Raw genomic sequence first — 24,282 nt, forward strand, 5'->3', positions numbered from 1 at the left:
AAGCGGCGGGAGTCTAGCCGTGCAGGGCGTGCTCTGCGGCGAGGTCGAGGGTCGACACCGAGCGGTCGTCGAGCCGGATCGCGGTGACCGATTCGGCCGGAAGGGGAGTCCAGCCGGCGCCTGCGACGCCGGTCGAGCCGACCGCGATCGTGCCGTCGGGGGCTTCGCGCCAGCGCAGCGCGAAGTAGTCCTCGTTGTGCTCACTGGGCAGGACACCGGCCAGCGGGGCGAGGCGGGAGAGATCGTGATCGGTGAGGATGCTGGTGGCGCTGGCGTGCACGACGACGAGCTGCTCTTCGTCGAGCACCAGCGCGTTCAGGCTGGCGAGCGGGAACAGCTCTCGCAGCATCGTCGCGACGCGCGTCGTCGCCTGGTGCAGGCCGAGTCCTTCGGCGACTTTCTCGCGGATGAGCGCGAAGTACATCTCGCTGTCGGTGGTGCCGGTGAGCGTCGCGATGCTCTCGGGGGAGAGCAGGGATCTCAGCTGGTCGAGCGGTTTGATGGAGCCGTTGTGTGCGAAAGTGATGCCGTCGGCCGTGAAGGGGTGCGCGTTGCAGTCGAGCACGGGCAGCCCGGCTGTGGCCCATCGCAGGTGCACGATCGCCGAGCGGCACTCGGCATCCATCGCCTGCTCGAACGCCCCATCGCCGATCGCGGATCGCGCCGAGCGGTGCGCGACGGGCGACTGCCCGGGCGCGCTCACGCCCGCCCAGCCCCAGCCGTCGCCGTGCAGGCGCGCCAACGAGAGCAGGCTCTCCATGCCGTCTCGGCCCAGCTCGCGGCGGGCAGCGGAGCGATCAGATGAGACGAAGGCGAACAGGCGGCACATGACGGAAAGACCTCGGAAATCGGGATGAGGGATGCGGCGGGCGACGCGATCCCTCCTTCGTTTCTACCTCATCCCTGGTGAAGCGGGGCGGAATCCCGTCGTCTGGTACGCCATCCGTGTAACAGAATGGACGGATGACTGAGGCGATCGAGCGCGAGACGCTCACCTGGGACGGATTCGGCGACGCGACACGCGAGCTCGCACGAGAGATCATCGACAGCGCCTTCGTGCCCGAGGTCGTCGTCGCGATCGCCCGCGGCGGCCTGCTGCCCGCCGGTGCCATCGCCTACGGCCTGGGCGTGAAGAACTGCGGTGCGATCAACATGGAGTTCTACACGGGGATCGGCACGGTACTCGATGCCCCCGAGGTGCTGCCGCCCGAGCTCGACATGGAGTACCTCGACGGCCGGCGCGTGCTGCTCGTCGATGACGTCGCCGACTCGGGGCGCACGCTCGCGCTCGCGGTGCAGCTGCTGAAGGAGAAGGGCGCCGACGTGCGCTCGGTGACCATCTACACCAAGCCGTCGACGATCATCCAGCCGGACTTCGCGTGGAAGGACACGGATCGCTGGATCGATTTCCCGTGGTCGGCGAAGGGCTCGGTCGTCGAGGAGGATCAGGGGCTGCCAGCGTCGGCGTGATGCGTTTCGACGCGCGCTCAGCCGCGCAGCAGTGATCTCAGCGACTGGATCGTGTCGGCCTCGCCGGCGTTCTTGTCGGTGCGGTAACCCTTCACGCGCGCGAAGCGCAGGGCGATGCCGCCCGGATACCGGGGTGAGCGCTGCACGCCGTCGATCGCGATCTCGACGACAGTCTCCGGACGCAGGAAGACCGTGCTCGCGGTGCGGCGTGTCTCGAGCGAGGGGAAGTTCTCGGTCTGCCAGCGCAGCAGCTCGTCGGTGAGACCCTTGAACGTCTTGCCGACCATGACGAACGCGCCCGGCTCACCGAACTCGCCGTCGGGATCGCGCGCGCCGAGGTGCAGGTTCGACAGCATCCCGGTGCGCCGCCCCGATCCCCACTCGACGCCGAGAACCACCAGGTCGTAGGTGAGCACGGGCTTCACCTTCACCCACGACTTGCCGCGGCGCCCCGCGGTGTAGGTCGAGTCGACCGCCTTGACCAGCACGCCCTCGTGGCCGGCGGCGAGAGCCTCGCGCGACAGCCGCTCGGCCTCATCGGCATCGTCGGTGACGACGCCCGGCATCCGCCAGTCGCCGGCCACGCGCTCGAGCTCGGCCAGCCGCGCGCTCAGGGGCTCGTCGATGAGGTCGCGGCCGTCGACGTGCAGGATGTCGAAGAACCACGGGCGCAGTGCGAGCTCGCGTGCGACGTCGGCGCCGAAGCGCGACATCGTCTCCTGGAACGGCCGCGGCCCGCCGTCCTCATCGAGTGAGAGCGTCTCGCCGTCGAGGATCACATCGGTCGCGGGCAGCGAGCGCACGATCTCGACCAGCTCGGGCACGCGATGCGTGACGTCGGCGAGGCTGCGGGTGTAGACGCCGACGTCATCGCCGTGCCGGTGCACCTGGATGCGCGCACCGTCGAGCTTGTACTCCACCGACGCGCGGCCGGTGATCTCCAGCGCCGCCGTCGGTGTGGCCGCGGTGGAAGCGAGCATCGGCATCACCGGTCGCCCGACGGCCAGCCCGACCGCCTCGAGATCGCCCTCGTCGCCGGTCAGCGCGATGACGGCCGTCTCGCCGAGATCACCGGAGAGCATCGCCGCGCGCCGCACCGACGCCACCGGCCGATCCGCGGCGCGGGCGATCGCGTCGAGCAGCACGCCGCTGAGGGCTCCGGTGCGCAGCTCGCCCATCATCGCGCGTGACAGCAGATCCCATTCCGCCGCCGTGCACCGTGCGGCGAGCTGCTGCAGCACGCTCTGCCGCGCGGCCGTCGATCCGGTGCCCGACGTCGCGGCCAGGGCATCCAGCGCCTGATCGACATCGCTGATGGTGAGCGTCGGCGCCTCTGCGTGCGAAATATCGAGCCCGCTCAGGGTGCGCCAGCCGACGCCCAGCCGACCCTGCCGAGGCGCGGCGAGCAGCAGCCCGATCAGCGGGCGCAGCTCGTCGGGCGCAGCTGCCGCGAGCAGCCGCGCGAGCGCGTCGATCTTAGCCAGGCGGGAAGATGTGGCGGTGACCTCGTCGGTCGTCGCGAGCAGCTCGGAGAGCATCATCCCGGCATCCTCGCACCGGCCGCCGACATGAATGCATGGGGTTGCGCGTATCGGCGTTTCCCGTCCGTCGGGCTAGGCGCGGGATGGAGAACGCCGGTGGGGGGATGCCGGGTACCGGCGTTTCCCATCTCTTCAGCGAACGAGGGATGGAGAACGCCGGTGGCGGATGCCGGGTACCGGTGTTTTCCGTCTCCGACGAGCCGGATCAGCGCCCGCGGAACTCGGGCGTCCGCTTCTGCTGGAACGCGGCGAAGCCCTCGCGGTAGTCGTCGGTGTCGCACAGCGCGGCCTGCGCGGCGTTCTCGATGTCGATCGAGTCCCAGAGCGCCAGCCGCTCGTCGCGGATGCGCGCGATCAGGCGCTTGCTGGCCAGGAACGCCGCGGTCGCACCGCGGGCGGCGGCGCGGGCGGCATCATCGGTCGCCGTCTGCACCGCGTCGTCGGGGAAGACGCGCGAGAAGAGACCGGATGCCACCACCTCGGCGCCCGACATGAGGCGTCCGGTGTAGATGAGATCGAGGGTCTTGTGGGCGCCGAGCCGCTCGGCGAACAGGGCGTGACCGCCCGAGTCGAGCGTCGCGCCGAGGGCGGCGAACGGCGAGCCGATCTTCGCGGACTCGGCGACGTAGACCACATCGGTGGCGATGAGCAGGCCGAGGCCGACACCCAGGCACGCTCCGTGGGCGACGGCGAAGGTCGGGGCGGGGAACGCCGCCATGCGCTTGAGCAGCGGGGTGACGATGCCGCCGAGGTAGCCGATGACGTCGTCGTCGCGCGGGTCGACCCCCGAGATGTCACGGCCGGCGCAGAACGCCCGGCCCTCACCGCGCAGCACGAGCGCGCGCACACCCGCGCCCTCGGCCTCGTCGTACGCCGCGCTCAACTCGCGCAGGGCCGATTCGTCGAGCGCGTTCAGACGCTCGGGCGCGTTCAGCGTGACCCGCGCGATGTCGTCGCCGATGTGGATGTCGATCATGTGCGCTCCCTAACGTTGGGTCCCTGAGCCTGTCGAAGGGCCCTGAGCCACCTTGGGCCCCTGAGCTTGTCGAAGGGCCTGACCCTCCGTGGGTCCCTGAGCCTGTCGAAGGGCCCGACCCCATCCAAGGGCCTCGGCCCGTCGCACGGAAGACTCAGACGTCATAGTCCACCACGAGGCGGTCGCTGGTGGGGTGCGACTGGCAGGTCAGCACGTACCCGCGCTCGAGCTCGTCGGGTTCGAGCGCGTAGTTCTCGGTCATGGTCACGGCGCCCTCGAGCACACGCGCGCGGCAGGTGCCGCACACCCCTCCCGAGCAGGCGAACGGGGCATCGGGGCGCACGCGCAGCGCCGCGTTCAGCACCGACTCGTGCGCGTCGACCGGACTCTCGACGGTCGACGACACCCCGTCGAGATTGATCTCGATCCGCACCGTCTTCTCGCCCTGGCGAACCTGCACCCGGCGCGGTCCGCGCTCGGCCGGGGCGTCGCCGGTGGTGAACAACTCGAAGCGCACGTGCTCACGCGGAACGCCGATGTCGGCGAGCACCTCTCGGCACAGGTCGACGAGCGCGAACGGCCCGCACAGGAACCACTCGTCGACGGTCGAGGGCAGGATCAGCGAATCCAGGATGGTGCGCAGCTTCTGCTCGTCGATGCGGCCCGAGAGCAGGGGCGCCGTGCGCTGCTCGCGAGAGAGCACGTGATGCAGCACGAGTCGGGTCGGGTAGCGGTCTTTGAGGTCGGCGAGATCCTCGAGGAACATCACGTCGCTGGTCGACCGGTTCGTGTACAGCAGCGTGAACCGGGTGGTGCCGGATGCCGTGAGCAGGGTGCGCGCGAGGGCCATCATCGGCGTGATGCCCGAGCCCGCGGCGATGCCGACGACGTGCGTGCCTTCCAGCTCGTCGAGGCCCGAGGTGAAGGTGCCCTGCGGGCTCATCACGTCGATCTGGAATCCTGGGGTCAGCTCGGTCTGCGCCCACGTCGAGAACAGGCCGCCCTCGTCGCGCTTGACCGCGACGCTGAGGCTGGTCGCGCCGTCGCGCACTGGTGAGGGCGGCCGGCACAGGGAGTACGAGCGGCGCACTTCGGTGTCGTCGAGCTGCACGCGCAGCGCGACGTACTGCCCGGGCAGGTAGGCGTACTCGTCGGCGAGGTCGGCCGGCACGGTGAAGGTCACCTCGATGGCGTCGTCGGTGAGTCGGCGCACATCCGACACGGCGAGGGTGTGGAATCGGACGCGATGGCGGTCACCCGCGACGTGCGGGGCATCCTCATCGTGAGCGGCGGCGGCGGGCATCCGGAACAGCGGCATCAGATCGCCTCCATCAGATCACCTTGAAGTGGTCGAACGGCTCGAGGCACGTGCGGCACTCGAACAGGGCTTTGCACGAGGTCGAGCCGAAGCGCGACACCTCGCGGGTGTCGAGCGATCCGCACCGTGGGCACTTCACCGCGAGGCGCACGGGGATGGGCCCCTCGTTTCTGGGCCCCTGAGCCTGTCGAAGGGCCGCCCGTCCCGACGGCGGAGCGATGCCGTACTCCACGAGCTTGCGCTTGCCGTCCTCGCTCATCCAGTCGCTCGTCCAGGCGGGGGAGAGCACGAGGCGCACCTCGACGTCGGCGAAGCCCTCGGCGGTCAGCGCGAGCATGATGTCGTCGCGAATGGCATCCATCGCCGGGCATCCGGAGTAGGTGGGCGTGATGTCGACGACGACGCGCTCGCCGTCGACCCGCACGTCGCGCAGCACTCCGAGATCGGCGATCGTGAGAACGGGGATCTCGGGATCGGCGACTGCGGCCGCGACGTCCCGCGCGCGAATGGCGCGGTCAGTGGGGCCCTGATCCTGCCCGGGTTCCCGGCCCTCCCCGGGTTGCTGGACCCCCCTGGAGCCCTGAGCCTGTCGCTTGTGCTGAGCGAGCGCTGGCGAGTCGAAGTGAAGGGTCACCATGTCGCCCCCGGATGCCGCCGCGCGAGCACCTGCATCTCTGCGAGCAGGTGACCGAATGGGGTGGCGTGCGAGCCGCGGCGGCCGCCGGCGCGGGATGCCTTCGCATCGGGCGTCATCAGGCCGGACTCGGCGAAGACGGTGTCGATCACGGCGTCGAAACCCGGACGCAGCGTCGAGGGCCGCACGGCGACTCCATCGAGACGGTCGATCAGCGGCTCATCACGAAACAGCTCGTCGACGTACGGCCACACGTCGTTCAGCGCACGGATCATCTTCTCGCGCGACAGGTCCGTGCCACCGGCCAGGCGCAGCACCCACTGCACGGCGTGGTCGCGGTGGTAATCGACCTCCTTCAACGACTTCGCGGCGATCGCGGCGAAGGTCTCATCGGCCGATCCGCGCAGCGCCGCGTACAGCTCGTACATGTACGTCGACACGACCAGCTGGCGGGCGATCGTCTGCGCGAAGTCGCCGTTGGGTTGCTCGACCAGCCACGAGCTGCGGAACTCCGGCTCGTCGCGGAAGTACGCCAGATCGTCTTCGCTGCGTCCGTCCCACGAGCCGGCGTAGCGCATCAGCGACCGTGCGTGCCCCAGCAGGTCAAGCGCGATGTTACCGAGGGCGACGTCCTCCTCGAGCTCCGGGGCGCGCGAGATCCACGCGCCGAGCTGCTGCGAGAGGATCAGCGCGTCATCGCCCAGCCAGAGGGCGTACTCGGCGACGTCGGCCGACGGGGCACGATTCTCACCGCCGGTGAGCTCGGATGCCAGCTGCCGCTGCTCGACGGAGACGTGGCCGTGGCCACCGTGACTGGGTCCCTGAGCTTGTCGAAGGGTCACAGGTGCGGCACCCCCTCCGACGCCGTGTAATACACGGCGTGCCGGTAGTTCTTGCCTTCGGATGTCTCGAAGTAGGCGTCCTTGGCATCCGGATCGCTGGTGGTGATGGCCTCCGCCGGAACCACCCAGATCGACACTCCCTCGCCGCGGCGCGTGTAGAGGTCGCGGGCGTTGCGCACGGCCATCTCGGCATCCGGAGCCAGCAGCGACCCGACGTGCACGTGGCTGAGCCCGCGGTTCGCGCGCACGAAGACCTCCCAGAGGGGCCAGGCGGTCTGGGGTGCTGAGCTTGTCGACGCGGTCATGATGCACGCCCTTCGGCAGGCTCAGGGGCCCAAGCAGGCTCAGGGGCCCAGGGTGTCGCCTGCTTGCGGGCGTACTCGGCGGCGGCCTCGCGCACCCACGCGCCCTCGTCGTGTGCGGTGCGACGACGCTCGAGCCGTTCGGCGTTGCACGGGCCGTTGCCCTTCAGCACCTCGAAGAACTCGTCCCAGTCGATCTCACCCATGTCGTACTGCTGGGTCTCGTCGTTCCACTTCAGATCGGGATCGGGCAGCGTGATCCCGAGGATCTCGGCCTGCGGCACGAGCATCCCGACGAAACGCTGACGCAGGTCGTCGTTCGAGAAGCGCTTGATCTTCCACTTCATCGACTGGGCGGAGTTCGGCGACTGGTCGTCGGGCGGGCCGAACATGGCCAGGCTCGGCCAATACCACCGGTTCACGGCATCCTGCGCCATCTCGCGCTGCTCGTCCGTGCCCTGCATCAGAGTGAGCAGGATCTCGAATCCCTGCCGCTGGTGGAACGACTCCTCTTTGCAGATCCGCACCATCGCCCGCCCGTACGGGCCGTACGAGGCGCGGCACAGCGGCACCTGGTTGACGATGGCGGCGCCGTCGACGAGCCACCCGATCGCTCCCATGTCGGCCCAGGTGGGGGTGGGGTAGTTGAAGATCGACGAGTACTTCGCCTTGCCGTCGATGAGCTGGCGCATCATCTCCTCGCGCGTGGTGCCGAGGGTCTGCGCGGCGGAGTAGAGGTAGAGCCCGTGGCCGGCCTCGTCCTGCACCTTCGCCATCAGGATGGCCTTGCGCTTCAGGCTGGGTGCGCGGGTGATCCAGTTGCCCTCGGGCTGCATCCCGATGATCTCGGAGTGCGCGTGCTGTGAGATCTGCCGGATCAGCGTCTTGCGGTACGCGTCGGGCATCCAGTCGCGCGGTTCGATGCGCTGCTCGTTCGCCACGAGCTCGTCGAAGCGCTGCTCTTCGTCGGAGGGTGCGTCGTGCACGAGGGAGAGGTCTGCGGGGCTGGTCATCATCGACTCCATCGGTTTACTGACCGTTCGTTTGGTAATTCTCGCATGCGCGAGTCGGACGATCAAGGGAGTCGTCAGTGCGCGCGGCGCAGCAGGGCGAGTAGGGCTCGACCGTAGGCGTCGGCGGGCTCGGGATGCTCGAAGCGCATCCGCTCCCCGGCGATCTCGATCTCGACGACGAACGCGTCGGTCAGGCGCTGCAGTGTGCGGAAGGTGCCGCGCAGCAGCTCTCGCAGCTGATCCTCGCGGGGGAGCCAGACGGCCTCCGACAGCTGCACGGAGTCGAGCGCCCACTCGGTGGTGCCGTTGAAGGCCAGATCGGTGCCCGATGGAGTCGCGCGCGCCTCGATCGTCATCTCGCTGACGGTGAAGATGTCGGCCTCGGCCTCCAGCTCGATCTCCTCGGGCAGGTCGAGGGCGAAGCGATCGCCGCTGGCCGGATGCCAGATGAGACCCGTCTCGCGCAGGGCGACTGCCAGTTCGCGGCTGATCATGCCTCTACGGTAGGCGACCGCGGATGCCCAGGGCGGTGTCGGCGGTCTTGGCGGTGTTGACGGGACCGCGGTGGTGTCTGCGGGGTGCGGCGACAGTCTCGGCTGCAGCGCGGTGGTGTCGGCGGGGTGCGGCAGAGTGGAGGGCATGACCTCCACGACCTCGACCGACATCCACGATGCCGCGCTCGCCGCGCTGCGTGAGCTGGTCGGGCGTCCCGACGCGACGTTCCACGACGGGCAGTACGAGGCGATCGAGGCTCTCGTCGCCGATCACCGCCGCGCGCTCGTCGTGCAGCGCACCGGATGGGGCAAGTCGGCGGTGTACTTCGTCGCCACTCTCCTGCTGCGTCGGCAGGGGGCGGGACCGACGGTGCTCGTCTCGCCGCTGCTCGCGCTGATGCGCGACCAGATCGCGGCGGCCGAACGCGCCGGGGTGCGGGCCGTGGCGATCAACTCGACCAACCCGCACGAGTGGGCCGATGTGATCGCGCGGCTCGACCGCGACGAGGTCGACGTGCTGCTCGTCTCGCCCGAGCGGCTGAACAACCCCGCCTTCCGCGAGAACCAGCTGCCGGCGCTGGTGCGCCGGATCGGCATGCTGGTCGTCGACGAGGCGCACTGCATCAGCGACTGGGGGCACGACTTCCGGCCGGACTACCGGCGCCTGCGCGAGCTGATCGCCGAGATGCCCACGGGCGTCCCGGTGCTGGCGACGACGGCGACGGCCAACAGTCGGGTGGTCGCCGACGTCGCCGAGCAGCTCGATGGCACGTCGCCGGCGGATGCCGGAGTTCTGACCATCCGTGGGCCGCTGGCGCGGGCATCCCTCCGCCTCGGCGTGCTGCAGCTGCCCGGGTCGGCGCAGCGGCTGGCCTGGCTGCTCAGCCACCTGAACGATCTGCCGGGCTCGGGCATCATCTACGCGCTCACGGTGTCGGCCGCGGTCGACACGGCCCGACTGCTGCGCGAGCAGGGGCACGCGGTGCGCGCCTACACCGGGCAGACGGATGCCGACGAGCGCGAGGAATCCGAGGGGATGCTCAAGCGCAACGAGGTCAAGGCGCTCGTCGCGACCAGCGCGCTGGGCATGGGCTTCGACAAGCCCGATCTCGGCTTCGTCGTGCACCTCGGCGCCCCGTCGTCACCGGTCGCGTACTACCAGCAGGTCGGGCGTGCCGGGCGCGCGAGCGACAGCGCCGACGTTCTGCTGCTGCCGGGCGTCGAGGATCGCGACATCTGGCACTACTTCGCCACCGCGTCGATGCCCGATCGCGAGCGCGCCGAGCGCGTGATCGCGGCGCTGGGCGATCAGCCGCTGTCGACTCCGGCGCTCGAGGCGATCGTCGACATCCGCCGCACGCCTCTCGAGCTGCTGCTGAAGGTGCTCGATGTCGACGGCGCGGTGCGGCGCGTGCAGGGCGGGTGGGTCGCCACCGGTCAGCCGTGGGTGTACGACGCCGAGCGGTACGAGCGCATCGCCGCCGAGCGCCGGGCCGAGCAGCAGCACATGCTCGACTACCAGCAGACCGACGGCTGTCGGATGGAGTTCCTGCAGCGTTCGCTCGACGACGACACGGCCGCGCCGTGCGGTCGGTGCGACAACTGCGCCGGGCCGTGGTTTCCGGCCGAGATCGGCCCGGATGCGGGAGCAGCGGCATCCGGTGCACTCGACCGCGTCGGCGTGCCGATCGAGCAGCGCCGGCAGTGGCCCACCGGCGGTGACCGGGTGGGTGTTCCGGTGAAGGGGCGCATTCCCGCCGACGAGCAGGCGGGGGAGGGGCGCGCACTCGCGAGGCTCACCGACCTCGGCTGGGGAGGGACCCTGCGGCAGCTGTTCGCCGCCGGGACTCCGGATGCCGAGGTGAGCCCTCAGGTGCTCGAGGCGTGCGTGCGGGTGCTGGCGGGGTGGGGCTGGGAGCGGCGCCCCGTGGCCGTCGTCGCGATGCCGTCGCGGTCGAAGCCTCTGCTCGTCGACTCGCTCGCTCGCGGCATCGCCGGCATCGGCAGGCTGCCGTACATCGGCGCGCTCGGCTTCGCGAACGGCGGGCCGAGTGGCGAACCGGGCGGTAACAGCGTGTTCCGTCTCGCCGGGCTCTGGGAGCGTTTCAGTGCCGAGGGGCTCGCGGTGCCGGACGGGCCGGTGCTGCTCGTCGATGACCAGGCCGACAGCCGCTGGACGCTCACCGTCGCGGCGCGCGAGCTGCGCCGGGCCGGCGCCGGCGATGTGCTGCCCTTCGTGCTGGCGCTGCGGGGCTGAGCGTCGCCTTGAGCAGCGCGGTCCCGGCGTGAGGGTGGATGCGGATAGCTTGTTGCGGTGACCTTCACCGCGCTCAAGAGGTATGCGACCACTCTGGCGGTGGCTGTCTTCGTCACCCCTGAATTGCAGAACACCGACTACGAGTCGGGCTTGGCGCGGATCGGCGACGAGGTGTGGCACGTGCGCACAGCGAGGACCACACCGAAAAAGCCGGGAGCGTTTCTCGCTTTCTGGCAGCGAGACCCTGACGGCAGGACAGCGCCGTTCGGCGACGACGATGTCGCAGCGGGCCTACTCGTCTTCGTGCAGCATGAGAGCAGGAACGGTGTGTTCCGCTTCAGCGCCGCGCACCTCAGGGAACTGGGCATCACCGCGGGCAGGCGGCCAGGCAAACGCGGGTTCCGCGTGTATCCGAGCTGGAGCAGTGATCTGAATGTGCAGGCAATGGCCGCGCAGCGCGCTCAGGCGTCGGCCTTTCACGAATATCATCCGCAAAGCCGGCCTGAATAGCGCGCCCCGTCGGGTCGACGACAGCTACGGACGTGCTGTCAGAGGCCACCATCCGTCGTAGACCGGGCTCTGGCACTCCTCGCGCAGCGCTTCCCACCGGCGGGCCCAATCTCTGCGTGTCCGGGACGGTGGCCATGGCGTGCGTCGCAGCTCGAGGGGGAGCAGCGGATCCTCTCGAATGGCGAGCTCCAGGGCGTCGGCGAGCAGGAGCAGGCGCACGACGGCCGGCAGGCTGGGATCTGAGATGCGCCGGAGGAGCGTTTCGTCGAGTGTCGCGTAGGCGGCGAGGGTGGGCTCGCTGGGCCACAGTGCCTGCGCGATCGTTCGAGCGTCGGTCGTGCCTCGCACATTCAAGTCCCCGGTGGTCGCTGCCGACAGATAGGGCAGCGCCTCGTCTGGGAGTTCTGCGATCAGGTCGTGTGGGCTGACGTGGAGACCTGTCGAGATAGCGACGGCGCCGAGCTCGTGCAGCCCGCGGCGCAAGGCGTCGCGAGCTGCACGCTCACGTTCGGGGACTGACACGGCGATCAACCGCCACCGGCCGTCCCAGGGCGCGTTCCCAGCGTCCTGGGCGAACGCAAGAGCCAGGCTCCGTCGATCACGCTCCAGTCGCTGTCGCCCGGTGCTCGTCAGGCCGATCGTCCCTGCCCGACCCCGCCCTGTCTGCTCGATATCGCCGCTGGCGACCATGCGACGCAGCGCCAGCCGGACGGGCTGATCCTGAAGGCCAGCAAGGTTGGCCGTGTCATAGACGAGCTTCAGCGGCGCGCGTCCGGTCGGGGGGAGGAAGGCTTCGATGACGGTCCTCGGAGAGACCTGCCGCGTCATCGTCCGACCTCGAGCTCCATGGCCGTGTATCCGTCGAACCCGTATACAGGCGACAGGAGGCCGAGAGCCCCGCGCCCGACGGGTGTGAAGCCCTGGCGTTCGTAGAGGGCCCGAGCCCGGCGGTTGCGATCGATCACCGAGAGATTGACCGTTCTCGCCCCCATGCGACGGGCCTTGTCAGCGGCTGCGCTCAACAGCGAAGACCCGATACCACGTCCACGAACAGCTTGGTCGACGCAGATGCCGTCGAGCACCAGAGCGCCAGGACGTTCCGAGTGCGAGAGCAGCGATAAGACGAGACTGGCCCGCAATGCCGCGGGGACTGAGAGCGATCTTCTGAGTCGCGACCATCCGAGGTCTGCGGACCCCGTGCCGTCTGCGTGGAAGCCGCAGACTCCCACAACGGCACCATGTTCTCTGGCGATGAGCATGTTCGTGTCGCGAAGAGCGCCTTCGATGACGCGCCGCCCGGTGGCCGCATCGATGAACCCCGCACCCAGCTTGCGCCCGAAAGCCTCCCAGTACAGGGTCGCGACGCGTGGGCGCTCCTCTTCGGTGAACCCTTCCGCAACGATCGCTTCTCCCATGCCACAAATATATCCCATATGCTACGACCGTGCGCATCACGAAACGTAAGCGGATCACGTTCGCTCTTCTCGGCCTCTTCGGCGCTGTGGCGGTAGTCATCGGTACTGCTGTCGTGGGCAATAGCTATCGCTTCGAACAGACGGCGGTGACGATACCCGGCCCTGAGGGAAGCCTCTCCGGGGTTCTGACGCTGCCACCGGAAGGGTCGCCTCGAGGTCTCGTGGTGATGGTTCACGGGGACGGGCCGGTCGAGGCGACGCAGGACGGTCTCTACTCGCCGTGGTTCGAGGGAGCGGCGGATGCCGGGTTCGCGACCCTCTCATGGAGCAAGCCTGGCGTGGCGGACTCGGACGGAGACTGGCTCTCGCAGTCGATGAAGGATCGGGCGAGCGAGGTCTCCGCGGCCATCGACTGGGCTCATGCACAAGCCGGCGTCCCGACCGGAACGATCGTGCTGTGGGGAGCGAGCCAGGCCGGCTGGGTCCTTCCTGAAGTCACTCGCATCCGCGATGACATCGACGCCGTCGTCGCCGTGGGCACGGCGATCGAATGGCTTCGGCAGGGTCGCTTCAACCTCGTCGCTGAACTGGAGCACGACGGAGCGAGCGAGGAGGAGCGAGAGGAGGCGATCGCGGCAAGCGACCAGACGCGCGCTCTCCTCGAGCGGGGTGCGTCGTACGAGGAATATCTTTCATCATCATCATCAGCGCGCGCGGACCCTATGACAGAGGCGCGGTGGAAGTTCGTCCAGCGAAACGTCGACTCGGACGCGACTGCTGACCTCGCCGCCTCAGCCGCTCGCGGCATCCCTGTGCACCTCATGGTGGGCATGCACGACCGCAACGTCGACGTCATTGAGACTGAGGAGACGTACCGATCGATCTTCGGATCGTCCCTGAGCGTGACTCACATCGACGGAGCTCACTCCCTGGCCAGACCCGTGATGGAAGAGAATGACCTCGTCGGTTTCTTCACTGGCGCTGTCTGGCCCCGCGCTCTCCTCGCGCCTGCGGCCATCGATGACTACAGGTCATTTCTCTCCAGCATCCCGTCATCTGAGTAGATGACTCTGGCTGCGCGACACCGAGACTTCTCCTTCCGAAAGCGTCCACTGATCTGGGGATAACCACCCCGGTGAATGTCGGTGGCCCTCGTCAGAATGGAGGTATGAACAGCCCCGCCGATGCTCTCGCTCAGGTCGCCGCCGACCTGCGCGATCTGCTGTCGGGCGACGCGCTAGCGGGGCTGTCGGATGCGGAGCGCGCGGAAGCGCTTGCCGGGCTCGGGGAGATATCGCGGCTGGCGGATGCCGGCATCGTCGAGACCGTCGCCACCTCCGATGTGGACTTCGGGCATCGTTTCGGATGCCGGGGCATGAACGAGATGCTCCGTCGGGCAGCGCTGGTTGATGCTCCGACCGCGGCGCGGATCATCCGGGCGGCGGAGGCCGTGCAGCGCGAGACCAGTCTCGTGTCGGGGGAGCGGATGCCGGCCCGCTGGCCCGCCATGCGCGAGGCGCTGCTCGACGGTGCCGTCGGTGTCGCCGGTCTGCTGGCTTCCGTTGCCCCGCTGGAGCGCGGACGGGATCGAATCACTGTCGAGCAGCGGATGTGGGCTGACGCCAATCTGGCGGCGTTCGCCCGCGGTGACGAGCTCCCCGGTGACCTCGACGATGCCGACCACGGTGATCGCCGGCAGGCGCCGCGAGCATCGGCGGAAGACCTGAAGCAGTTCGCGGCCGCCCTGGCCATCGCCCTCGATCCGGACGGCGCCGAGCCGTCAGACGAGCGTGCGCAGACGCGCCGAGGGTTCACGATCGGTCGGGAGCGCGACGGGCTCCATCCGGTGAGGGGAAACCTCACCCCCGAGCTGGCCGCGCAGTGGCAGCTCATCGATGACGCGTACAACAACCCGAAGGTCGGCGGTGCTCCCGACACGGGCGTCCGGTTCACCTTCGACGACGACCCGTGCAACGATGACGAGTTCAACAGCGACCTCCGCAAGGTGATCGATTCGCGCACTCCCGCGCAGAAGAGGCACGATGCGCTCGCCGCCGCTCTCGGGATCGCCGCTCGGCACAGCGAGATGCCCTCACTCGGCGGTGCGGCCCCGACTCTGGTCGTGCACGTCGACGCCGCCGATCTGGCGGCCGGCACCGGCTGGGCGACCCTGCCGGGATCCGAGAGCGCCGTTCCGCTGCACGTCGCGACCCACACCGCGTGCACCGGAGCCGTGCAGCGCGTGCTGTTCGACGAGGGTCGTGGGCATCAGCACCACCGACCGCGTATTCACCGTTCATCAGCGGCGCGCCATCGTCGCCCGAGATCAGGAATGTCTGATTCCCGGATGCCATGTCCCCGCGACCTGGTGCGAGATCCACCACGTGGTCGAGCACGCCCGGGGCGGCCCGACGCATACGGACAACGGCGTGCCGCTCTGCTGGTGGCACCATCGATCTCTCGGGCAGTCCGGGTGGGAGATCCGCATGAACAGCGGACTTCCGCAGATCCGCGGCCCCGCCTGGTGGGACCCCGAACAGAGATGGCGCACCCCACGACTCTCCGCCCTGCACTCGCGACGACGGCGCACCGCGGTGCTGCGGGAGTAAGCATCAGCTGGGCAGAGCCAGCGACAGATACGATCCCGCTGTGAAGCGCTATCGGATGTCGGGTTCTCTCATAGCGGCTGCGCTCGTCGTACTCCTCACATCCTGCGCTCCATCGCCCCCTGCAGATGCGTGGGTGATCACTCCGATCGAGTACGACAATGCGATGGACGGCGACGTCGAGACCGACATGATCGACGTGACCTACCCGATGTCGCACATCGCTGTCGACACGGCCGGCGGGTTCTGGACGGAGTCGTCTGGGTCGTGGCTGCATATCGACGAGGACGACGAGACGATCCGTCGGTTCAACCTCGAGGGAGAGAAGGGCTTCCTGCGTGTTCGGGGCATGTCTGCGATCGACTCGCTCACGCTCGTCGTCTCCGGTCACATGTATGAAGATCCAGACGGAGGGCTATGGCTCTTCGACACCGCTGCGATGGCCTGGACGCCGATCGACGCTGATGCGGATGTCGTCGGCGATGTCGCCGTACTCGACGACACCATCTTCTACGTCGAGTATCTCTTCAGCGACAGCGGCGACGCGCGTTTCGTCGTTCGACGGCTGGACGAGGCGATCGTCGATCCAGCGGTCACCCCGCCACTCGAGATGAGGCATCACGAAGACGTGAAGCTGTCTGTCACGCCCGACTTGTCGATCATCGCCAACACAGGGTCTCGATTGATCGCGATCGATGAGACGGGCGAGCGCTCGCACTTCGCGAAGTTCGCAGAGGGGACACCAGTGATGGCGACGAACCCGGCCGGAGCCCGCGCATGGAGCACCACGCCGCGAGTCGCTGAGGAGCCATGGCACGTGCAGGGCGGCTCCGCCGACGCGCACCAGGTCGTCGAACGTGATGCGTTGTGCGACCTGCGGAGTATTGAGACGAGTGACGGAAAGGTCTCGCCCCCGCTCTGCGACATCCGAGCTATGGGATGGGTCGACGCGGAAACGTTGATCGTGTCCGCGGGTACTGAAGGCGCGAGCATCCTCGCGAAGATCCGCCCCCCGGTGCAGTGATCTGCTGCGCGTCAGGTCGCTTGGCTGCACTGGCTCGTGGACTTCAGCGTGATGCGCGCTTCACCATCGGATGCGCTGGCAACGATATTGATGATCGTCAGATCCCGGGCCACGAGGCGGATACCGAGATTGTCGCGGGAATCGAGTGTCCGGATGCGCACGACCCAGCCGTCTTCCTCAGGAAAGACCTCGCTGAGGCCAGCCACCCAGGCGACGCGATCGAGGTCAGGGTCGATGCGGAGGGTGCGTCGGACCGTGGCCTGATCGCCGAGGTCTTCCAGCGGACAGGGCTCTTCGACGACCTCTGCCGAACGATCGAGCACGCTGCTCGTGGCGAGCGACCCTTCAACACGGTCGAAGTACGATTCGATCTTCGCCGCTGCCGCTTCAGCCGTCGGCGGCCTCGGGTCGGGCAGCGCGAGGGTTAGGACCCACATGGCGACCACCAGCACGCCGACCCCGATCGCCATCAGAAGCAGCTGCCTCTTCGGGCTGCGTCGGGATCGGCCGGGCATCCCGCGATGCTATCCAACCGTCGATGCAGACGTCTCCTCGGCGCCTCCGCGAGGGAGCCGCACTGAACCGCTCCCGCTGAAGCGTCAGAGGCGTCGCTCGTGTCGTCGTGGCTTCAGGCGGTCCGGGGCATCGGTCGCGGGCGGGAACTCGCACGTGAACCAGCCCTCGTAGCCGAAGAGGAAGCCGAAGAGTCGGTTCCGCACCTCGAGCGAGATGTGGAAGGCGCCCCTGGCGTCGTCGTAGCGCTCGTGCAGTTCCGCGCGACCCGAGAACAGCATCGGGAATCGGAACGCGATGGGCCCCTCGTAGAAGCGCTGCTCATTCGATCGCAGAACGAGGCCGCCATGCGCGTCGACTTCGAGGTGCAGATCGACGGCCAGGTGCTGATGCGTGCCGAGGTAGTCCACGATCGTCCTGCGGTCAGGGTCGAGCACCATCGTCGCGTCGAACCGCGCCGGCCGTCGTCGCGCGCGATACTCACGAACGAACGTCACGGTCTCTCGACCGTACGGGTCGAGGTATGGATAGTTCTCGATGACGAATGGCACGTTCGTGCCGGTGTCTGCGACGAGGATGTGGCGCAGTCGACCGATCAGCAGAAACGGAACCGTCCACCACGGGCCTCTGCGGACGCGGCTCATGGTCCCGCGCCCGACGCATCCGTAGCCGTTCGCCACCGAGACCCCGAACCGTCGCTGCAGCATGGGATGCAGACGTGCGAAGGCTTCGTCTCCGAGCGCTGTCCGAAACATCGGGGTACCGTTCACGAGACGCTCACCCTCTGCAGCGTCTGCGGAGCATCAGCCATCGCGCCGTCACGTGGTGGGACGGTGCGACACCGCGAGGCGCGGGGTCTGTCCGAACGCCAGAACCGCACGACCGACAGCAGAGGCCACCGATTCGGTTCTTCGCCGCGCTCGGCCCAGATGCGCAGCCGGTCGAAGCTCCATGCGGTCATCCAGAGGATCACCGGCCGCATCACCAGATCGGCGAATCTGCCCCAGCCGGCCTGATAGTCGTATCCGGTGATGAATTGCACGCCCTCCGCCGTCGGCACGTAGCGCCAATACCCGCGACCGCAGCGCAACGGCGATAGGCGGTCGTCGGTCGAGAACGCGAGCGCTGACGTGCGGATGCCATCGCGGCGGGTCTTCTCTCCGAGGGAGATGCCCTCGCCCCGGATCACGTGCAGTGGCAGGGCCCGTTCGTACCGGAACCGCGACCGGCCCGCCGAATCGGAGCCGGTCGGCTCGATCCTGCTGAAGCGCAGGTCCCATCGCGGGTGGAGGTCGGGATCCTGCGTCAGCGCCCAGATCGTCTCAATATCGGCTCGGATGAGCACCTCGACATACAACGCCTGCGACCGACGCATACTCGACCCCCGACTGCTGTTCGCCGACACTCTGACACTCGACGCTACACGGGACGTCAGTCGAGGTCGGGCCGGATGCCGCGGAACTCCATGTGTTTGCACCTTCGGGCGAGTTCACGGCGCTCTACGACGACATCATCGAGCTCCTTGAAACAAAATATGGGCAAAGCACATGGGGGTCACTCGCAGGACGACGTGACCGAGGACGCCGAGTACCGCGACACACTCGATCGGTTGCGCCAAGAGGCAGAGATCGCGAGGCGCTTTTTTGAGACCTCCGCCGCCTGGGCGGGCGTGGTTCGCGTCTCTTGAGCGGCCGCCGCAAACGATCGTTTACGGCGCGGTCCAGATATCGGGCTCGGAACGGTCGCCACAAACGCTCGTCATAAGCACCAAACGGCAAGGGTTTCCGGCTGATCCTGTGAAGACGCGCTGAGCGCCTTACGCGCGTGGCAAGGCGACGGCAGCTTTCTCGTAACCCATGGGATACGAGACCGACCTTGCGGTTCGGAACAGTGTCAGCGATCAATCGACGTTGGCGAGGCGACTCAGCGAACGAGGCGGGCGATCGCCTGAGACGCTTCCCGGACCTTCTCTTCGGCGATGTCGCTGCCGGCGCGAGCTGCATCTGCCACACAGTGGCGCAGGTGGTCTTCGAGGAGCCCGACGGCAACGCTCTGCAAGGCGCTGGTCAGTGCGGAGATCTGAGTGAGGATGTCAATGCAGTACTTCTCGTCCTCGACCATGCGGTGGATGCCGCGTGATTGTCCTTCGATGCGCTTGAGGCGAGCAAGGTAGCGGGCTTTGTCCGTGATGTACCCGTGCTCTGCGTGGTTGCAGGATGTTGTAGCGACGGCGGTATCAGTCATCTGGATCTCCGGCGGTTGTGGTCAGCGGTTCAGGATGACGCGGGTCGTGGTGTCGGGGCGGAGGTCGAGTCGGCGCAGCAGTTGGGCGTTGAGAGCGACGACGATGGTGGATAGTGACATGAGAATCGCTCCGACCGACATCGGGAGCACGAATCCGATGGGGGCGAGGACGCCGGCGGCGAGGGGGACGGAGATGATGTTGTATCCGGCAGCCCACCAGAGATTCTGCTTCATCTTCCGGTACGAAGCCCGTGACAGTTCGATCACGGAGAGTGCCGAGCGGGGGTCGTCGCTTGCGAGGATGACACCAGCCGACGCGATCGCGACATCTGTGCCTGCACCGATCGCCAGCCCAACGTCGGCCTGCGCGAGGGCAGGGGCGTCGTTGACGCCGTCGCCGACCATTGCGACCTTACGGCCCTCGTTCTGGAGTTGTTGGACCTTTGCGGCCTTGTCCTCCGGGCGTACTCCGGCGAAGACGCGGTCGATGCCGAGGTCTTGCGCGACAGCCCGAGCCACGGCATCCGCATCGCCGGTGATCATCACGACCTGCACGCCGAGCGCGTGAAGGGCGTCGACGGCTTCCCGGGACTCCGAACGCACCTCGTCGGCGAGCTTCAGGGCTCCGACGACGCGCCCGTCCTGGATGACATGGAGGATGATCGCGCCATCCGCACGCCACTGATCGGCGACCGGAAGCTCATCGGCGTTCTCCTCGGACAGCAGATGAGGTCCCCCGACTCGGATGATCTTCCCCTCAACGGTCGCCGTAACGCCCACAGCAGGTGACGAGGTGAACTCGACGCTTCGGGGGACGGTGAGCTTCCTGTCGGCGGCCGCGCGGACGATGGCCTTCGCGAGCGGGTGCTCGCTGTCGGCCTCTGCGGCGGCCGCCAGCGCGAGCACCCGGTCAGGGTCGGCGCCATCGGCAACGGAGACCTCGGAGACGACGGGCTCGCCCTTGGTGAGGGTGCCGGTCTTGTCGAACAGCACTGTATCGACGGTGCGCATGCTCTCGAGAGCGAGCCGGTCCTTGACGAGCACGCCGCCCCGGGCGGCGCGCTCGGTGGCGATGGAGACGACCAGCGGGATGGCCAGGCCCAGGGCGTGCGGGCACGCGATGACGAGCACCGTGATCGTGCGGATGACAGCAGCGTCAGGCAAGCCGACCAACGTCCAGACGATCGCGGTGATCGCCGCAGCACCCAGGGCGAACCAGAACAGCCATCCGGCGGCGGTGTCAGCGAGGCGCTGAGCACGAGAAGACGAGCTTTGCGCTTCAGTGACGAGACGTTGGATGCCGGCGAGGGTCGTGTCGTCGCCGGTCGCGGTGATCTCGACGCGAAGCCCGGAATCGGTGGCAACGGTGCCGGCTGTGACGTGGTCGCCGCTGCCGCGTTCCACGGTGCGGGACTCGCCCGTGACCATGGACTCGTCCATCGAAGCCCGTCCGTCGACGATGCGCCCGTCCGCGGGGACGCTACCACCCGGCCGTACGATGACGACGTCACCGACGACGAGATCGGACGGTGAGACCGTGACGACCTGGTCATTCTCGACGCGCTCTGCCTCATCCGGGAGAAGAGCGGCGAGTGAGTCCAGGGCGGAAGTCGTCTGGGCGAGGGAGCGCATCTCGATCCAGTGCCCGAGAAGCATGATGACAATGAGGAGGGCGAGCTCCCACCAGAAGTCGAGTTCGTGATGGAGCACCCCGAGCGTCGCGCCCCAGGAGGCGGCGAACGCGACGGTGATCGCGAGGCCAATGAGCAGCATCATGCCGGGCTTGCGAGCGCGGAGCTCGCTGACTGCACCGACGAGGAACGGCTTTCCACCCCACGCGTACATGACAGTGCCCAGCACCGGGGATACCCATGACAGACCCGGAATATCGGGGAGGGTGTAGCCCAGGATCATCGAGAACATGCCCGACAACGCGACCGTGGGGACAGCGAGGACGAGCATGATCCAGAACAGGCGACGGAACTGCCCGACGTGGTCGCCATGGCCTGCATGACCGCCGTGTCCAGCGTGGGTGTTGTGACCGGAGGGCGCGTTGTCGCTTCCGTGGTCCCTATGACTGTGCGCGGCCGCGTCTGACTGCGGTGCACGCGCCATTGCTTGATGTCCCGCGTGCGCATCGTGGTCAGTTTCGGTCGTCACTGCGGGGGTCGACGCCGCGTGGTCGTGGTGTGCGTGGGTGTGCTCTGCGCCGTCGTTACGCGGGTGGCTCATGGGCCTATCCTCCTCGGAATTGAGAACCGTGGGGCCGACTTGTGTGGCGTGCCTCGCACGGTGAAACAGTGTCAGGCAGCAGCGGTGGCGTACTTAGCCGGGTCGGCGTCGAACGCGGGCCCGCATCCGGCGCAGCAGAAGTAGTACCGGGTGCCGTCGTAATCTCGGTACAGGCCGGCAACTTCTGCATCCGCCTTGATGACGGTGCTGCCTACCATCACAGGACATTCGGCGAGATCCTCCGCGGGCGGGGTGAGGAGATCCTTGCGTCCTTCGGCGTCGACGGAACCGTGGCTGTTGCGGCTGCAGCAGGATCCAGTGGAGTCGGACATGTTTTGTTCCTCTTTCTCTCAAACACCGGAGTCCGGCGGCGGTATGCCTAACGATATACCCCCTAGGGGTATTCCGCACTAGGATGTACATGGCGGCGCTGAAGGATCAGGGCGGGTGGCCGCATAGATCGTGGTGTTAGCATCCTGGACGGAATGGAGGAGGCCGAGCATGCACGTCGCAGTTCGTGGCGCACGTCCGCAGCTGTCGTTGCGCGCGTTGTTGATGCTCGGCGGGGCCACGCTGATGGTTATCGTCGGCTTGCTGGCGATGCATACCTTCACCTCCGAACCTGCGGGACACGGATCCGTCGGACTCACCCACTCCGCAGCTGGGGAGGAGCACGCCACCGCAGCGGCGTCAACCGTCGCGAGCGAGTCCACCGCGTGTGAGGGTGCGTGTCATGTGAGCACCGGACATGGGCAGGGTCACAACGAGATGCTGACTGCGTGCGTGCTGGCGTTGCTTGCCGGTCTGCTTCTCCTCCTCCCTCCGATATTGATTCATCGTCACGGGCTGCCCCCTCACCGTGGTGTAAGCCTGGTGAGGTGGGAAGCGATCGGGATCCCTCCCCGGGCACCCTCGCTGACGATCCTTTCGATAAGTCGCACCTGAGTAGTCGCCGCCGACCCTGATAGGTCGGATTCCTGGCGCCGTCTGGCGCCATCATTTGCGAACCCTCACACGACGTATCGAAGGAACAACCATGAATAAGAAGATTCCCGTTGCTGTCAGTACGGGTGTACTGACCCTTGCACTGGTTCTCACCGGCTGCGCTGACAACACCACGGCACCGTCCAGCGAATCCACCTCCCCGTCTCAGTCGTCGTCGACTTCGGCAGCGAACGAGGCTGACGAGATGTTCGTCACGATGATGATCCCTCATCACGAGCAGGCGATCGAGATGGCCGACATGCTGCTCGCTAAAGACGGTGCCGACGCACGCGTGGTGGAACTTGCCGAGGAGATCAAGGCGGCGCAGGGCCCCGAGGTCGACAAGATGCTCGGATGGCTCGAAGACTGGGGTGTGGAGTATGACCCCGACTCCATGGGAGGCATGGATCACGGTTCGATGGGCGGTGACGACAGCATGATGTCCGAAGAGGACATGACCATGTTGGAGAGCGCGGATGCTGTCGAGGCGAACAGCCTGTTCCTGGAGCAGATGATCGTGCACCACGAAGGTGCCGTCGACATGGCGCAGACGGCGCTTGATGATGCGCAGAACCCGGACGTCCTCGAGCTCGCGCAACAGGTGATCGACGACCAGACGGCGGAGATCGCCACGATGCAGGAACTCCTCGGCCAGCTGTAGGAATCCTCCGGGCGGGCCGGTATCCGATCGTCCCGCCCGGATCTGTGTCATCCGTGCTGCCCCATTGCGGCAGCAGTCAGACGTCGGCGTGCTCTTGCTGCGCGTCGTGAAGCCAGGCCCGCTTGAGGCCACTAACGGAAACCATCATGAAACGCTCACTCCTTCTCGCAACCGTCACTGTGACCGTCCTGGCGACTGTCGCCACCGGATGCACCGCGACACCGCTCGGCAACCCGGACTCAGCTCCCCGCATCGACCACATCCACGGCATCGCTGAAGATCCCCGGGGCGATGATCTGCTGGTGGCCACGCACAACGGAATCTTCACTCTCACACCCGATGGGGATATCTCCGGCCCGATCGGCGGTCACGCCTTCGACGCCATGGGATTCACGGTCTCGGGAGACGCGCTGTTCGCCTCCGGGCATCCCGGCGAAGAGACCCCGGCCGAACTCGGATCGCCCAACCTCGGCATCATCCGCAGCGACGACTACGGGAACACGTGGTCGCCTATTGCTCTCAACGGAACCACCGACTTCCACATCCTCACCGCGGCCCCGGACGGCACCCTCTACGGCGTCCCCTCTAGCCAAGTGAACCTGCTCACCAGCACAGACGAGGGCAACAACTGGACGGAGCGTGCGTCCCTCGGCGCCGCTGATCTCGCGGTCACCGAATCCGGTTTATACGCTGCAGCCGAAGAAGGCGTTCTCTTCAGCAGCGACGGCGGTAACACATTCACTCCAGTCGACGGAACACCTGTGCTCTACGCGCTGGAGGCTCGCACTGACGGCACTCTTCTCGGCGCAGGCACCGATGGCGTCCTGTGGACAGAGGATGAAAATGGAACCTGGCATCAGCTCGAATCGCTCCAAGGCGCCGTTCAAGCCCTCACTGTCATCGACGACCGCGTCATCCTCGTCGATGACCGGGGCATCGTTGAAGTCTCACCGGACAGCACCACTGTGCTGAGTCCCGCCCAATAACGCGGCCCGTGCCCAAGGATTCCTCGTGAAAGCGCCCAAGAACCCCTTTCGGAACCTCGTGTTGTTCGTCATCGTGGCGACGATCGCCGTTGTCCTCCTCGCCGCTGCTAGTTTTCTCGCGATTGGAGCGATCTTCTGATGACCCCCACCGGCCCCAGATCACCCTTCGACCCGCTACACCATCTGACGGCCGTGCACTCGTCCTCACCCGGCGCGCCTTCGCCTCGCAGTCCCGCGGAGCGGACGCATCGAAGGCTCGT

Annotated in this window: 26 protein-coding genes and 1 pseudogene; 10 read left to right on the forward strand and 17 right to left on the reverse strand. The window is 67.5% G+C overall.

Annotated features, from left to right (window positions below; translation table 11 throughout):
• Positions 1 to 13: 13 nt before the first annotated feature.
• Positions 14 to 829 carry a class II glutamine amidotransferase gene (locus ACWIDW_RS10665; protein WP_313357913.1) on the reverse strand — a complete coding sequence of 272 codons (816 nt, stop codon included), beginning with the start codon at positions 827 to 829 and terminating at the stop codon, positions 14 to 16.
• 134 nt (positions 830 to 963) lie between these two features.
• Here ACWIDW_RS10665 and ACWIDW_RS10670 point away from each other — a divergent pair, with 134 nt between their 5' ends.
• Positions 964 to 1,470, forward strand: a complete 507-nt coding sequence (locus tag ACWIDW_RS10670; RefSeq protein WP_454125156.1) for a phosphoribosyltransferase — start codon at positions 964 to 966, stop codon at positions 1,468 to 1,470.
• Positions 1,471 to 1,487: 17 nt separating this feature from the next.
• Here the strand turns inward: ACWIDW_RS10670 and ACWIDW_RS10675 are convergent, their stop codons facing one another.
• From ACWIDW_RS10675 to ACWIDW_RS10710, 8 genes are all read right to left on the reverse strand, one after another.
• Positions 1,488 to 3,011, reverse strand: a complete 1,524-nt coding sequence (locus ACWIDW_RS10675; RefSeq protein ID WP_454125158.1) for an ATP-dependent DNA ligase — start codon at positions 3,009 to 3,011, stop codon at positions 1,488 to 1,490.
• A gap of 205 nt (positions 3,012 to 3,216) precedes the next feature.
• Positions 3,217 to 3,987, reverse strand: coding sequence for an enoyl-CoA hydratase/isomerase family protein (locus ACWIDW_RS10680; RefSeq protein WP_454125159.1), 771 nt, complete (start codon positions 3,985 to 3,987; stop codon positions 3,217 to 3,219).
• Between the two features lie 154 nt (positions 3,988 to 4,141).
• On the reverse strand, positions 4,142 to 5,290 hold the full coding sequence (paaE, locus tag ACWIDW_RS10685; RefSeq protein WP_454125315.1) for a 1,2-phenylacetyl-CoA epoxidase subunit PaaE: 1,149 nt from the start codon (positions 5,288 to 5,290) through the stop codon (positions 4,142 to 4,144).
• A gap of 28 nt (positions 5,291 to 5,318) precedes the next feature.
• Entirely contained in the window at positions 5,319 to 5,942 is a 624-nt protein-coding gene (gene paaD, locus ACWIDW_RS10690) for a 1,2-phenylacetyl-CoA epoxidase subunit PaaD (protein ID WP_454125161.1), read from the reverse strand.
• Positions 5,936 to 6,781, reverse strand: coding sequence for a 1,2-phenylacetyl-CoA epoxidase subunit PaaC (paaC, locus tag ACWIDW_RS10695; protein ID WP_454125163.1), 846 nt, complete (start codon positions 6,779 to 6,781; stop codon positions 5,936 to 5,938). The genes paaD and paaC overlap by 7 nt, the downstream gene beginning before the upstream one ends.
• Positions 6,778 to 7,086, reverse strand: a complete 309-nt coding sequence (paaB, locus tag ACWIDW_RS10700; RefSeq protein ID WP_454125165.1) for a 1,2-phenylacetyl-CoA epoxidase subunit PaaB — start codon at positions 7,084 to 7,086, stop codon at positions 6,778 to 6,780. Before paaB ends, paaC begins: the two co-directional genes overlap by 4 nt.
• A complete protein-coding gene (gene paaA, locus ACWIDW_RS10705) occupies positions 7,083 to 8,096 on the reverse strand; it encodes a 1,2-phenylacetyl-CoA epoxidase subunit PaaA (protein WP_454125166.1) in 1,014 nt (337 codons plus the stop codon). Before paaA ends, paaB begins: the two co-directional genes overlap by 4 nt.
• 74 nt (positions 8,097 to 8,170) lie before the next feature.
• Entirely contained in the window at positions 8,171 to 8,590 is a 420-nt protein-coding gene (locus tag ACWIDW_RS10710; protein ID WP_454125168.1) for a pilus assembly protein CpaE, read from the reverse strand.
• Positions 8,591 to 8,735: 145 nt separating this feature from the next.
• Here ACWIDW_RS10710 and ACWIDW_RS10715 point away from each other — a divergent pair, with 145 nt between their 5' ends.
• Both ACWIDW_RS10715 and ACWIDW_RS10720 read left to right on the forward strand, forming a co-directional pair.
• Positions 8,736 to 10,847, forward strand: a complete 2,112-nt coding sequence (locus tag ACWIDW_RS10715; RefSeq protein ID WP_454125170.1) for a RecQ family ATP-dependent DNA helicase — start codon at positions 8,736 to 8,738, stop codon at positions 10,845 to 10,847.
• A 57-nt stretch (positions 10,848 to 10,904) separates the two neighbouring features.
• Positions 10,905 to 11,357 carry a MepB family protein gene (locus ACWIDW_RS10720; RefSeq protein ID WP_452322518.1) on the forward strand — a complete coding sequence of 151 codons (453 nt, stop codon included), beginning with the start codon at positions 10,905 to 10,907 and terminating at the stop codon, positions 11,355 to 11,357.
• Positions 11,358 to 11,381: 24 nt separating this feature from the next.
• Here the strand turns inward: ACWIDW_RS10720 and ACWIDW_RS10725 are convergent, their stop codons facing one another.
• Together ACWIDW_RS10725 and ACWIDW_RS10730 are read right to left on the reverse strand one after the other, a co-directional pair.
• The gene (locus tag ACWIDW_RS10725) at positions 11,382 to 12,185 is read right to left on the reverse strand and encodes a PaaX family transcriptional regulator (protein WP_452322519.1); all 804 of its coding nucleotides are present in this window, start codon (positions 12,183 to 12,185) and stop codon (positions 11,382 to 11,384) included.
• Positions 12,182 to 12,772, reverse strand: coding sequence for a GNAT family N-acetyltransferase (locus ACWIDW_RS10730; RefSeq protein WP_452322520.1), 591 nt, complete (start codon positions 12,770 to 12,772; stop codon positions 12,182 to 12,184). The genes ACWIDW_RS10725 and ACWIDW_RS10730 overlap by 4 nt, the downstream gene beginning before the upstream one ends.
• Positions 12,773 to 12,801: 29 nt before the next feature.
• Between ACWIDW_RS10730 and ACWIDW_RS10735 the strand changes: the two genes are divergently transcribed.
• The 4 genes and pseudogenes from ACWIDW_RS10735 (at position 12,802) to ACWIDW_RS10750 (ending at position 16,402) form a co-directional block, all read left to right on the forward strand.
• On the forward strand, positions 12,802 to 13,836 hold the full coding sequence (locus tag ACWIDW_RS10735) for an alpha/beta hydrolase family protein (RefSeq protein WP_454125172.1): 1,035 nt from the start codon (positions 12,802 to 12,804) through the stop codon (positions 13,834 to 13,836).
• A 545-nt stretch (positions 13,837 to 14,381) separates the two neighbouring features.
• Positions 14,382 to 15,071, forward strand: a pseudogene (locus tag ACWIDW_RS10740) (DUF222 domain-containing protein); the annotation flags it as partial.
• Positions 15,072 to 15,156: 85 nt separating this feature from the next.
• A complete protein-coding gene (locus ACWIDW_RS10745) occupies positions 15,157 to 15,381 on the forward strand; it encodes a hypothetical protein (RefSeq protein ID WP_454125317.1) in 225 nt (74 codons plus the stop codon).
• 133 nt (positions 15,382 to 15,514) lie between these two features.
• Positions 15,515 to 16,402, forward strand: a complete 888-nt coding sequence (locus ACWIDW_RS10750) for a hypothetical protein (RefSeq protein WP_454125174.1) — start codon at positions 15,515 to 15,517, stop codon at positions 16,400 to 16,402.
• A gap of 11 nt (positions 16,403 to 16,413) precedes the next feature.
• Here ACWIDW_RS10750 and ACWIDW_RS10755 read toward each other — a convergent pair whose 3' ends face one another.
• The 6 genes from ACWIDW_RS10755 to ACWIDW_RS10780 form a co-directional block, all read right to left on the reverse strand.
• Positions 16,414 to 16,917, reverse strand: a complete 504-nt coding sequence (locus ACWIDW_RS10755; RefSeq protein WP_454125176.1) for a hypothetical protein — start codon at positions 16,915 to 16,917, stop codon at positions 16,414 to 16,416.
• Positions 16,918 to 17,001: 84 nt separating this feature from the next.
• The gene (locus tag ACWIDW_RS10760; RefSeq protein ID WP_454125177.1) at positions 17,002 to 17,670 is read right to left on the reverse strand and encodes a DUF4166 domain-containing protein; all 669 of its coding nucleotides are present in this window, start codon (positions 17,668 to 17,670) and stop codon (positions 17,002 to 17,004) included.
• 11 nt (positions 17,671 to 17,681) lie between these two features.
• Complete coding sequence (locus tag ACWIDW_RS10765; protein WP_454125179.1) at positions 17,682 to 18,290, reverse strand: SRPBCC family protein; 609 nt, start codon at positions 18,288 to 18,290, stop codon at positions 17,682 to 17,684.
• A gap of 548 nt (positions 18,291 to 18,838) precedes the next feature.
• Positions 18,839 to 19,159: a metal-sensitive transcriptional regulator gene (locus ACWIDW_RS10770; protein ID WP_344820465.1), complete on the reverse strand. Its 321-nt coding sequence runs from the start codon at positions 19,157 to 19,159 to the stop codon at positions 18,839 to 18,841.
• A gap of 21 nt (positions 19,160 to 19,180) precedes the next feature.
• Positions 19,181 to 21,391, reverse strand: coding sequence for a heavy metal translocating P-type ATPase (locus tag ACWIDW_RS10775; protein WP_454125181.1), 2,211 nt, complete (start codon positions 21,389 to 21,391; stop codon positions 19,181 to 19,183).
• Between the two features lie 71 nt (positions 21,392 to 21,462).
• Positions 21,463 to 21,723: a YHS domain-containing protein gene (locus ACWIDW_RS10780; RefSeq protein WP_344820467.1), complete on the reverse strand. Its 261-nt coding sequence runs from the start codon at positions 21,721 to 21,723 to the stop codon at positions 21,463 to 21,465.
• A 244-nt stretch (positions 21,724 to 21,967) separates the two neighbouring features.
• Between ACWIDW_RS10780 and ACWIDW_RS10785 the strand changes: the two genes are divergently transcribed.
• The 3 genes from ACWIDW_RS10785 to ACWIDW_RS10795 all read left to right on the forward strand — a co-directional run bounded on the left by ACWIDW_RS10785 (position 21,968) and on the right by ACWIDW_RS10795 (position 24,022).
• Complete coding sequence (locus tag ACWIDW_RS10785; RefSeq protein WP_425562787.1) at positions 21,968 to 22,336, forward strand: DUF6153 family protein; 369 nt, start codon at positions 21,968 to 21,970, stop codon at positions 22,334 to 22,336.
• Positions 22,337 to 22,427: 91 nt separating this feature from the next.
• Complete coding sequence (locus tag ACWIDW_RS10790) at positions 22,428 to 23,036, forward strand: DUF305 domain-containing protein (RefSeq protein ID WP_454125184.1); 609 nt, start codon at positions 22,428 to 22,430, stop codon at positions 23,034 to 23,036.
• A gap of 179 nt (positions 23,037 to 23,215) precedes the next feature.
• Complete coding sequence (locus ACWIDW_RS10795; protein ID WP_454125186.1) at positions 23,216 to 24,022, forward strand: F510_1955 family glycosylhydrolase; 807 nt, start codon at positions 23,216 to 23,218, stop codon at positions 24,020 to 24,022.
• The last annotated feature ends 260 nt before the right edge of the window (positions 24,023 to 24,282 follow it).

The sequence above is a fragment of the Microbacterium sp. NPDC055312 genome (assembly GCF_053645675.1).